10 protein-coding genes and 1 pseudogene are annotated in these 11,450 nt (G+C 48.5%); 4 read left to right on the forward strand and 7 right to left on the reverse strand.

Annotated features, from left to right (window positions below; translation table 11 throughout):
* Positions 1 to 319: 319 nt before the first annotated feature.
* On the reverse strand, positions 320 to 1,642 hold the full coding sequence (locus tag C0081_RS14225) for a TRAP transporter large permease (protein ID WP_101534512.1): 1,323 nt from the start codon (positions 1,640 to 1,642) through the stop codon (positions 320 to 322).
* 3 nt (positions 1,643 to 1,645) lie between these two features.
* Positions 1,646 to 2,158 carry a TRAP transporter small permease gene (locus C0081_RS14230; RefSeq protein WP_101534513.1) on the reverse strand — a complete coding sequence of 171 codons (513 nt, stop codon included), beginning with the start codon at positions 2,156 to 2,158 and terminating at the stop codon, positions 1,646 to 1,648.
* 181 nt (positions 2,159 to 2,339) lie between these two features.
* On the opposite strand from C0081_RS14230, the gene C0081_RS14235 reads away from it, so the two are divergent.
* Positions 2,340 to 3,401 (forward strand): LacI family DNA-binding transcriptional regulator, encoded by a 1,062-nt coding sequence (locus C0081_RS14235; RefSeq protein ID WP_101534514.1) that lies wholly within the window; start codon positions 2,340 to 2,342, stop codon positions 3,399 to 3,401.
* An 83-nt stretch (positions 3,402 to 3,484) separates the two neighbouring features.
* On the opposite strand, the gene C0081_RS14240 is transcribed toward C0081_RS14235, so the two are convergent.
* The 5 genes from C0081_RS14240 to C0081_RS14260 form a co-directional block, all read right to left on the reverse strand.
* Positions 3,485 to 5,983 carry a hypothetical protein gene (locus tag C0081_RS14240; RefSeq protein ID WP_101534515.1) on the reverse strand — a complete coding sequence of 833 codons (2,499 nt, stop codon included), beginning with the start codon at positions 5,981 to 5,983 and terminating at the stop codon, positions 3,485 to 3,487.
* Positions 5,983 to 6,819, reverse strand: coding sequence for a 5-dehydro-4-deoxy-D-glucuronate isomerase (kduI, locus tag C0081_RS14245; RefSeq protein ID WP_101534516.1), 837 nt, complete (start codon positions 6,817 to 6,819; stop codon positions 5,983 to 5,985). The genes C0081_RS14240 and kduI overlap by 1 nt, the downstream gene beginning before the upstream one ends.
* Positions 6,820 to 6,837: 18 nt before the next feature.
* Positions 6,838 to 7,914, reverse strand: a complete 1,077-nt coding sequence (gene bglB / locus C0081_RS14250) for a beta-galactosidase BglB (protein ID WP_245417956.1) — start codon at positions 7,912 to 7,914, stop codon at positions 6,838 to 6,840.
* Between the two features lie 288 nt (positions 7,915 to 8,202).
* Positions 8,203 to 8,961: a 2-dehydro-3-deoxy-D-gluconate 5-dehydrogenase KduD gene (kduD, locus tag C0081_RS14255; protein WP_280952880.1), complete on the reverse strand. Its 759-nt coding sequence runs from the start codon at positions 8,959 to 8,961 to the stop codon at positions 8,203 to 8,205.
* A gap of 57 nt (positions 8,962 to 9,018) precedes the next feature.
* The gene (locus C0081_RS14260; protein ID WP_101534518.1) at positions 9,019 to 9,999 is read right to left on the reverse strand and encodes a TRAP transporter substrate-binding protein; all 981 of its coding nucleotides are present in this window, start codon (positions 9,997 to 9,999) and stop codon (positions 9,019 to 9,021) included.
* Between the two features lie 155 nt (positions 10,000 to 10,154).
* On the opposite strand from C0081_RS14260, the gene C0081_RS23890 reads away from it, so the two are divergent.
* The 3 genes and pseudogenes from C0081_RS23890 to C0081_RS14275 form a co-directional block, all read left to right on the forward strand.
* Complete coding sequence (locus C0081_RS23890) at positions 10,155 to 10,349, forward strand: ATP-binding protein (RefSeq protein ID WP_425349481.1); 195 nt, start codon at positions 10,155 to 10,157, stop codon at positions 10,347 to 10,349.
* The gene (locus tag C0081_RS14270; protein WP_101534519.1) at positions 10,343 to 11,086 is read left to right on the forward strand and encodes a dihydroxy-acid dehydratase domain-containing protein; all 744 of its coding nucleotides are present in this window, start codon (positions 10,343 to 10,345) and stop codon (positions 11,084 to 11,086) included. The genes C0081_RS23890 and C0081_RS14270 overlap by 7 nt, the downstream gene beginning before the upstream one ends.
* Positions 11,087 to 11,150: 64 nt before the next feature.
* Positions 11,151 to 11,450, forward strand: a pseudogene (locus C0081_RS14275) (DDE-type integrase/transposase/recombinase); the annotation flags it as partial.

The following is an 11,450-nucleotide window of genomic DNA, read 5'->3' on the forward strand; positions in this document are numbered from 1 at the left end:
TGGAATGGGTGGATTGGTTTAACAATCGTCGTTTGCTAGAATCTATCGGAAACATTCCGCCAGCAGAAGCAGAGGAAAACTTCTATGCGGCTCTGGAAAGATCGGAATTTGTCTGTGATATCCTGAACCTCGACTGACGCACCATTTTACACTTTTTCTGGCGGAGATAGAAGTTTTTTTCGTAGCACTTCGAATGATGCCTTTGGTATTGCCAAGTTGTTTGTTGCTGGTTGGAAGGGGGGCTCAGGCTTTTATCAGGCCCATAAAAATGCCCCGCGATATCAAAATACCGCGAGGCACATTTCGAGGTGATGACTGATTACATTAAGCCCAATAATTTTGGTAGGCCAGTGGTCAATACTGGGAAGAAGGTAACCAGCATCAGAGCCGCAATCAGCACAAAGAAGAACGGCATCAGTGGTTTAGCTACTTTTTCGATAGTCACTCCACCGATTGCACAGCCCACAAACAGCACACTACCCACTGGCGGTGTCATCGAGCCAATACCTAGGTTAAAGATCAGCATCAAACCGAAGTGAACCGGATCCATTCCCAGTTCTTGCGCAATGGGCAAGAAGATCGGTGTAAAGATAAGCACCGCCGGTGTCAGATCCATAAAAAAACCAATGATAAGCAGGCACAGATTCATGATCAAGAAAATCACAATCGGGCTATCAAATATTAACAATGCATCGGCGATAACATCTGGAATAGACGTAATCGTCATCACATAGGACATGATGCCCGACGCCGCAATCAGGAACAAAATCGAGGCGCTCATTTCCATCGAAGCGCGCAGCACTTCCAAATATTCCTTCACCGTCGCCATACGATAAATCAGCGATAACAAGAATGAATATAGCACAGCAACCGCTGCCCCTTCTGTGGCAGTGAAGATACCCGCCACGATACCACCTATCACCACAATAACCATCATCAAGGACGGCAGAGCATCAAGGATTATAAAGAACGCTTGCTTGCAAGACACCTTATCCGCTAGAGGATAACCGCGCTTCCATGCGATAATGGAAGCCACTATCATGATGGAAAGCCCCATTAAAATGCCCGGCACATAACCGCCCAAGAACAGTGCCGAAATCGACGTACCACCAGAAACCAGAGAATATAGGATTAGTGGACCGCTTGGCGGGATCAGAATTCCCGATGGAGCAGAGGCAATGTTGACAGCGGCAGAAAATTCCGGTTCATAACCTTCTTTTTTCTGCAAGGGCGCCATAGTGCCACCCACGGCAGCCGCAGCCGCAATTGCAGATCCTGAGATTGACCCGAACAACATATTGGCAATCACATTGGTATGGGCCAACGCGCCGGGCAACCGCCCACCGAAGAGCTTGGCCAAATTGACCAAACGCATCGCGATGCCGCCCTTGTTCATAATATTGCCGGCCAAAATGAAGAAAGGAATAGCCAGCAGTGTAAAGCTGTCAATCCCCGCAAACATCTTCTGCGTGGCGATGAAGAAAGCGGTATTGAATGGCAAAAAGAACAAGCCAGTGATAATAGATGAAACCGCGATCGCTACTGAAATAGCAACCCCTTGCGCCAACATCCAAAAGAAGAAGATGAAAAGACAAACCGCGGCAAAGAGCGACTCATCGATATAGTTGAAAATAACATCCATAACTTAGGCCTCTTCTAAAGACTTCTTTTGGGAAGTATTGGATCTGTCACCATTCTGGATGACATCGATCATATTCAAGCTTTGCAGAATAAAAATCAGCACCGCCGTAATTGGCAGGATTAAATAGACATAGCCTATCGGCACGCGCAGAATTGGCGAGAACTGCTGCATAGTTGATTCAACCGCTCGAATACCCCCAAGGAAGAGAATGAAGAAGGCAAAACACAACACAATAATGTCGTTGATAATGGTAACCACACGGCGCTTTGGCGGCGAGAGCACTTCAAGAACAAATACCAGCGATAAATGCTTGCGACGACCAAAGCAGTAGGCCGAGCCGAGCAACGCCATCCAGATCATCGTGAATCGCAGCATTTCTTCGGTAAATAGAGCTGGAGTCTGCAACACATAACGTGTGAAGACCTGCCAAAGCATCAGGCACACCATCACGGCTAGCATGAAGGATGTCAGCGCAGCAAGAGCCGACTCCAAGCCGGTTTTAAACTTCAGTAGCACCCCTATTCCTCCTGTTTTGTTAGGTGTATCGGGCGGAACCGCATTGATAGATTGTTGAAATTGTATCGATAGCTTGCAACCCGTCCAAAATTGTTTTCATATTGACCCTTTTATGCAATAAAGAAAATAAAATTGCTATATGAAACAAAATTTCAGTTTCGCTCGTCAGGAGTATCTTCATATGAAAAAAATGAAACAACAAAAAGTACGACTGGTTGATCTGGCAGCCTATTGCGACGTTTCCATGAGCACGGCTTCCCGCGCCCTGTCGGGAACCCCTGGCGTACGCCCCGAGTTGCGAGAAAAGGTCTTGGCAGCGGCCAAAACGCTCAACTATTACACACCGACATCCATAGCTGGTGCCAAGGTAGTCGTGGCGGCCAGTGCGGTTGCCATGCTAGATCATCAAAGGCAACAGTTCACAACCTATGTGCTAGAAGGCATCCGCAAACGGGCCGATATCCTTGGCGCAGAAATAGTCACTCGGCCCATTGCCAATCTGAACGAAGAACAAACGTTGCTAGAACAAGCTATGCAGGATGATGACATTGCTGGTCTATTGTTCATTACTATGGATGATGAAACCATGCTGGCGCAAACTAGAGGTTTCTCCAAGCCCGTCATTTTAGTCAATGGCGATGATCCATCTATGGAACTATCCAGCATCACCCCATGTAATAGAGCAGCTGCGGCGAGCGCGACTAGCTATCTGGGAGAAAAAGGTCATGAAAAAATCCTGTTCATGGCCCATCGGGGCCGCAGAACCATTGAACGCCGCCTAGAAGGTTGGCGTGACCGCATTGTCGGAAAAGGGTTTATTGACTGGAAAAGCCTACTTGTCGATGTGGAAGACTGGACACCAGAAGCCGCCCGCAGAGCGATCTGCGATCACATCGAAGCCAAAGGGCAAGATTTCACCGCAGTGCTTTGTGCTGGTGACAGCCTCGCTTTTGGAGCAATTATGGGGCTTATGGACAAGGGGCTAAAGGTGCCGGACGACGTTTCGGTGGTCGGCATGGACGGCCTTCCACAGGGCGAATTCGCCAGCCCTCCACTCACGTCCGTACATATTCCAATGCAGGAAATAGGTATGCAGGCCATCGACATGCTGCGCGATCAATTGGTAGAGCCTGATCGCCTTGCCAAACGTGTAGAACTATATTGCAAACTTGTACCGCGCGAATCTGACGCGCCCTGCAAAAAGGCAGGCAAGGCCAAAACCTCTCCCAAGAAAAGCCAATAACAGGCCCAATATGCATCAAGAAGCCGCACATCAATGATGCGCGGCTTCTTGATTCTGTGATGAAACAGGTTTGCAAAGTGGTATCAAAGCTGTGTGAATAAACCTTCAACAGTCCAATTGGAAGGATCAAGATTGCGGCCTTCAGCCTGAATGATGCCATCTGTTGCAAAAGCGACAGTCCCATAGTCCGCATCTTCTATTGTGATCACTCCATCATCCCCAAGACTAAAAGCCAAATCGGAGAAGCGGGTTTTGAATCCAGAGAATGAACCATTCTGTGCAGCATTGCCTAGACGGACAATCCACACCGTTTTACGGCCATATTGGCGCAACTCATTATTGGCCGTCGGCCCATGGGTTACCATTTTAAGGGCACTGCCAGCCAAGACCTCAGCATAACCGTCTCCAGAGCGGGCAGATACTCTCTTGTTTAGAATTTCCACTTCATCAAAGACACTCTGTGGAAACCAGATATGGGAAAAGTCAGGCTGATCTTCATGGGCATCAAAAATCGCAATGGCAAGATCACGATATTGATGCACCCTGGGCAAAGTGCCGCATCCACCCCAATAAGACGGGCGACCAAATCCACAATGAATCTCTTCACCTGGATGATTGACCCAAATCTGGGCATCTGGATTTTTACCAATTCGTAACTGCAGAATGGTTTCTTGATACCCCCACTCTCCCCAGCGATAGCGCACAGCGCTGCCCATAGCGGTGCTGGAAGTTTTGTAATGATATAGTTTGGAGAATTTGTTTTCAGCCTGTGCAAAGACCCATTCCTGCGCCTGGCCACCTTCAAGAATAGCTATATCGCGATAGTCTTGCGGTACTTGCAGATCAAAATCTCGAAGACAAATAAGCACCTGAGGTAAACAATGGAAACAGCGGCCATACCAACCCCGCCCCCAAAGAACACGCGCAATCGCGGATAACTCAGAAGTCCTTGCCGCCATCAGGGTATGCTCATAGGAACGTCCCTGTGCTCCGGTCATGATACCGTGGTGGGCAGAACAAGCCACAATTTTGATGAGGCGTAGGACCGCTCGTCTTGCACGTGCCTTGATATCTTCATCATGAGCCAGTGCGGCCAGTGTGGCCAGCCCCTTCAGATCAATCGGGAAATAGGGCACAGAGTTAAACTCTGCCATTTCCCATTCTTCGAAATGATCGAACCATGCGCGCAACCGCTTAGCCGCAGCGGCTGAATGCTCACTACCAATTTTTCCAGAACGAACAAAGCTTTTGTCCGTATGGAAATGCCCTGCCAAATATGCAGCCGTGTGGAACAATAGAGCGTGGTTTTCTGAGTAGTACCACTGCACGTCGTTACCCGGCTCATCTAGCCAATAACGAAATTCAAGTGTCGCGGCATCGATCTCTGCCAGCAGGGTATCACTCAACAAATGGCCATATCGAATACGCCCAAAGAGCAGCGGCACCAAATGGAAATCAGCACAATCATGACAAGCTGTGATCTTTGGCAGAGATGCACGGATCATGCGCTCTGTTGTTGCATCACCAAGGCCAACTGCAAGCCGAGCTAAAGCGGAGATTGCATCGTCATAGCCTTTATGTGCGACATGCTGGAAGGCTTCATCAACACGCTCAGATTGTGTCGTAGGAACATCACTCTGTGCTTCGCAATGCGCCACTTCAACAGTAAAAGGCCGCTCCGCAGAAAAACCATCTGCAGTGAAACAAACTTCAAAGTGACGAAAGTCACTATGGAACTCTTCGATATGCCCCACATTGATTAGCTCCTCGCCCGCTTTCAGTGTGCGTTTGACGATTTGCTTTTCCTGACTGAGAAAATCCCCTTCCACCGTAATGGTCACATCCACATCACAATCAACCGTGGCAGGAAGGATCATAACCACATCCCCCGCTGAATAGGCAGGTTTGGAGAAGTGGATTCGGTCAAGAGCTGTTTCGATTTGCCCTGCCACTGCAGCACTTGAAGCCACCGGTAGCGCAATCTGAGCGTCCGGCCCAGACAAATAGTCCAGCTGGAAGAAATAGCGGGTATCACGTTCTGCCAGATCATCAAAGAAGATCTTCAGTTCGTTAATGCCTTCCTCCAGCTCAACTTCAAACGTCACATCCTGCTCGTAATTACGAACGTAAGTAGAGATTTCTGTCGCGCCCTTGCCGTTTACCCATACAACAGCGCCACCACACGTACGTAACTTCAGCCTCGCTTTACCCGCAGTTTTTGCATCAATACAGGTTTGCGCCCATGCAGCAAGGCGTGTAGCCCGGAACCAAAACCCAGACAGATCAAGACGAGGTGAACCGAATGGCAACCAGACATGATCGGTTGATTGTTCATCCCGAACCAACGGGCGTTTGTCACGATAATCTTCAACAAACTTGGTACGGCATGGATACTCATGCGGGATGAAGTTCTTTTCTTTGGTTAGAAAGAACTGCGCATCCATCTCGCCTGACATCGCTTTAGGTTCAACATCATATTGTTCCTCAGCAATCGCGCTGACATTCCAATATGTGATTGGTGCACCCATCGCCAGTGGGCGCCGTAGGAAATCCGATTTAGAATCCTGTTCGAGACTATTCATCAGCGTAACTCGCTTACTTCGACAGGGGTAAAATCCCAATAGGCTTTATTTTCACCGGTCATGCCCCAAACGAAGCAATAAGGACCAGTGCCTGCACCCATATGTATGGACCAAGCAGGAGAAATCAGCCCTTCAAGATTTGCAATGGGTATTGCACGCACTTCACTTGGCTCACCCATAAAATGCATAACTCGGTGTTCAGGTGCCATATTAAAGTAGCAATAGGCTTCCATGCGACGCTCATGCAAGTGCGGCGGCTCAGTATTCCAAACACTGCCACTTGCAGGTTCAGTAATCCCCATAAGAAGCAAGCAGGAAGGAGAAACCTCAGGATGAATATACATACGCAACGTGCGTTTGTTGGACAGTTCTTCTTCACCTAGAACAACCGGCTTGGCATTAGCTTCCTTGATAAGAGCTGCGGGCAGATCTTCACCAGCAGGAACCGAGTTCATATAGAAATTAGCAGGTTTCTCAGATGCTTTAGAGGACAGTTTTATACCTGTCGTGCCGCGACCAACATATAGCACATCGCGATGCTCCAACGTGAAGCGAACCCCATCCACTTCGATGCTGCCAGTACCGCCAAGATTGGCTATGCCCATTTCACGGGCATCAAAGAAGGTCTCGGTACCCAGTGCTTCACCACTTGCAATTTCAAGTGTTTCATTTACTGGCTGAGCCCCCCCGACGATCATACGATCCACATGGGTGTAAGTCAGGCACACTTTGTCTGCGACAAACATGTCAGGAACAACAAATTCCTCGCGCAAACGTTGATTATCATAGGTTTTAATGTCCCGTGGAGAGGCGCCATAAAGCGTATTTACAAACATGATTTCCGACCCAGCTGGTTATTTGATGTGGTTAAGAGCTTCAACAAGGCACAGAAGCGCCATGGACTGACCGTAGGCCGTCGGTTCAAGAGGAATGTCTTTATAGAATTGCAAATCATGGCCCATCCGCGTTCCATAGGACACATTCTGAACAGTACCGTTAGCATCAATATTCTCAACAACCACTTCAAGCGCCTTCAAACCAGCCATTCTCCAGCTTTCAGGACCAATACCAAGGCGTGCGCCCTTCATCAAAGCGTAACCAAAGGCAGCCGTTGCTGAAATTTCTTCATATGAGCTGTCATCGTCAATAAGCGTATGCCATGCACCACTTTGCGCTTGATACTCGAGAAGTTTATTGATCTGAGCTGTGACAATAGTGGTAAGGAAACGCTTGTTGCTTTCTCCAATGTCAGCCAATTCCAAGAGATCAAGAACACCTGCAGAAATCCACGCGTTACCACGCGCCCAGCGTGCTCGTGCAAAATTATGATTACCATCAAAGGTCCACCCGTGGAACCAAAGACCAGTTTCCGGCTCACATAGATAATGGGTATGCACAAGGAACTGGAAGACGGCTTCATCAACCAATTCACGCCGTCCCGAACACTCACCATAGCTGGCAAGAAACAGGGCGACCATGAACAGGGTATCATCCCACAGCTCATCATCGTTGATTTTATCAGACACATTATGTTGAAAACCACCGACTTCAGTGCGTGGCATGGTCAGAACAGCATTTGCCCAGTCATCTATCGGTTTAAGCCATCTCTCGTCTTTGGTCTCACCCCAAAGCAGAGACAAAGCAAGCATAGGCGCTGTCGTATTAACATTAAGTTCAGGCAATCCCTGCTGAAGCTGCTTGGCATACCAGCTTTCTAGCAAGTCACGAGACTCTTGATCACCGGTGCGCAACCACAGCTGCGCCAGCCCATACAGGCCCACACCCTGAGGCCATTCCCATGAGTCAAAACTCACATAGTCTCCGGCGGCCCCATCAAGATTGGGTTCATTAAATTTGCCTTCGTCGCGCAGGGCAGCCAGCCCGGAAACAACAGCTTTTATTTTTTCTTTTAGCAACTGGTCTGAAAGCACGATCAAAACTCCTCATCAATGCCAGGTATGAAATTTATTATGCAATATGAAATATTGTTGTGCTATATGAAAGAAATTTTCATTTAGACAGTCAACCAATAAAGGGGGAAGTCATTGAAATAATGCATTAAAATACAAAACTGCGATGGCGTGCAAAACATGCAAACAAGCCATCGCAGTTCAACTGAAACTGAGTTCGGGAGGGGGGGAACTCTTTCAGTCAAATGCATGAAAGGGAGGAGCTTTCATGCGGTAGATAAAAATGCAACCCAATGCCGCATTAGGTCGTTAGCGTGCGAGCCAACCGCCATCAACAGCAATGGTATAACCATTGATGTAAGACGATGCAGGAGAGCAAAGGAAAACAACAGGCCCAGCCAGATCTTCAGGCAAGCCCCAACGATCGGCAGGAATACGGCTAAGAATTTCAGCACTGCGTACCGCATCAGCGCGCAAGGCTTCGGTGTTATTTGTTGCCATGTAACCAGGTGCAATCGCATTGACGTTGATGTTATGCTTAGCCCACTCATTGGCCAACAATTTGGTAACGCCCATAACCGCACTTTTGGATGCAGTGTAGGATGGAACACGAATGCCACCTTGGAACGATAGCATAGAAGCGATATTGATGATGTTACCACCCTTGCCCTGAGCGAGGAATTGCTTAGCAATAGCTTGAGACAGGAAGAACACAGATTTGATATTAATGTTCATCACGTCGTCCCAGTTTTTCTCTGAGAAATCAACAGCGTCTTCACGGCGAATGATGCCCGCATTATTAACCAGAATGTCAATGCGACCATATTCAGCAACTGTTTTAGAAACGATGTCAGGAATATCATCTATTTTCATCAGGTTGGCGCGGATATCTAAGAATTTGCGGCCCAAGCCTTCGATGAGTGCCTTGGTTTCTGTTGGCTCAACAATATTGACAGCAGCAATTTCGCAACCTGCTTTAGCAAGGCCAACGGCCATGCCCTGGCCAAGTCCGGTATCACAACCAGTAACGACGGCAATCTTGCCGGTAAGTTCAAATTGTTCTTTCATCATATACCGTTTCATAAAAAGAAAGGCGCGGAATACCCGAGCCTTTCGTCATTAAACTTATTTGTCACCCAAGATCGCACCGACGAGCTCGTCGATAGCAGCATCTTTGCGATATTCTTCGATGATTGGCATTACTTTTTCCAAGAATGGAGCTTTGTCAGGATAAGAAACGGTAACACCCATTTTCTCCTGTGCTTCTTTCAAAGCGTCCTGCACTGCCTTGCCCCAAATTTCACGATGATATTTGGTTGCATTAACAGCAGCGTCCTTGACGATTTTTTTCTGCGTATCATCTAGTTTTTCCCAAGCATTGTTGGAAATAACCATGAAATCAGGAATACGGGTATGCTCATCAAGCGCATAGAATTTAACAACTTCACCATGCCGACCAAGCGTCAGGGCTGTTGGGTTGTTTTCAGCGCCGTCGATTACACCTTGCTGCAGAGCTGTGTAGATTTCTCCATACGCCAATGGAGTGGGTGTACCACCCATCATTTCGACCATCCGGATAGAAGTATGGCTATTAATCACACGAACCTTTTGGCCCCTAAGATCGTCAGGTGTGTTAATCGCTTTATCTTTGGTGTAAAAACTGCGTGCACCGGAATCAAAGAAAGTCAGGCCAGAAAAACCGCTTTCGTGAGTTGAACCAAAGATTTTTTCACCAATCGGGCCACCCAGAACATCATAGAAGTGATCTTCACTTTCAAAGAGATATGGCAGCGTGAATGCGGAATAAATGGAATTAAAGTTTTCCAAGTTTGATGCACTAACACGCGCAATGTCTACAGCACCATTCTGCAGCTGCTCGAGAACCTCACGTTCAGAACCAAGTACCGCATTGGGGAACAGTTTGATGCGAACGCCCTTATCTGTCTTATCTTCCACTTCCTTAATGAAGTACTGCAGAGCAACGCTGGTTGGATGGTCTTTGGAAAGCGCATCACCCATTTTAAGACGGATAGTACCTGCGCTGGCGCTTGCTGCGGTAAAGGCCACTGCGGCAAGTGCAATGGCGCTGACTACGATTTTTTTCACGTTTCTACTCCCTAAATAAGTATCTGCCGTCCCCCTAGCGATGCAAGGAGATCAGTCCATTGGCAGTTTGTTCGGCTGGCTTTCTTTTGCCTTGCTTGAACTTGAGCGAGAGTATGCAACATGAAATAAAGTTGCGCTACGTGAAAGAATCTTTCATGTCAATATCCAACAACGCCGCCTTGGACTGCGTCATCATCACCACCAAATTGGAGTTCGGCGAATGGGTCTCGGTCTTTGGTGGCGCCAAGATGACGACGGCGCTGCTGGACCCAGCTATTCTGCGAGTGCAGCAAATTGATGAAATGCGGATTGACCGTCTGTCGAGAACTGCCCCTTGTGGATCATGTTGAATGCGGGACTACTGCATGAAGACGTGCACACAGTTTATGGAACTGGTCTTAGAGGCTATGCCGTCCAGACAACGTTCACCCCAGAGGGTGTCATAAAGCGTACACCAGTGCCCGATGAGTCACCTGACACGAAGATTCTGGCCAAGGTAACAGAACCGTTCAGCAAAAATGGCGGGTTGAAGGTTCTCTCCGGCAGCCTTGGGACGGCCATTATGAAAGTGTCAGCCGTTGCTCCGGAACGACATATCATAGAAGCTCCTGCCAAGGTGTTTTCGTCACAGGCAGATGTTCAAAAGGCGTTTCAGGCCGGTCAGCTTAATCAAGATGTGGTCGTGGTTGTTCGCTTTCTTGGCCCCAAGGCTGCGGGTATGCCCGAAGCACACAAGCTCACCCCGCTTCTGGCGATCTTGCAGTCTCGTGGCTTCAAGGTAGCTCTCGTGACGGATGGCCGTATGTCGGGCGCCAGCGGCACTGTACCGGCCGCCATTCACGTAATCCCCGAAGCACTGGATGGCGGCCCCATCGCCAAAGTCAGGGATGGTGATATCGTTCGTGTTGACGGCATTGTTGGTACACTTGAATTATGCCTCGATGAGAGTGAAATCTCGCAACGAGAGCCTGCTTATATTGATCTATCCGACAAATATGCAGGCGCCGGACGTGAACTATTCTCCGGGCTCAGGCTCAACTTGTTACCCGCAAATCAGGGAGCCACAGCAACCGGCAGGATTTGGTGACGTCAAGGTCAACAGGAGGCATTGCCAAGTTGTTTCCACCTTCGGTATCTTGTAGTCGAATGCGATGAACAATTTTGCAGTCTTGCCTCGTGTTAAGGGATTCCGTTTTCCGCGAGCGATCATATCATACGCCGTTTGGGCGTATCACCGCTTCAATTTGAGCACTGCCGATGTCGAAGACCTTTTGGCCGAACGCGGTATCACTGTTAGCCGTGAAGCGATCCGTCTTTGGGTCAATCACTTTGGTCGGCATTTCGCAAAATGCATTCGGCGGGATCGTCCGCGGCCGAACGACAAATGGCACATGGATGAAGTTGTGATCACGATCCGTGGCAAAAGGCACTGGCTCTGGCGGGCAATTGAC

It is taken from the genome of Cohaesibacter celericrescens (assembly GCF_002866925.1).
GTDB classification, from domain to species: Bacteria; Pseudomonadota; Alphaproteobacteria; order Rhizobiales; family Cohaesibacteraceae; genus Cohaesibacter; species Cohaesibacter celericrescens.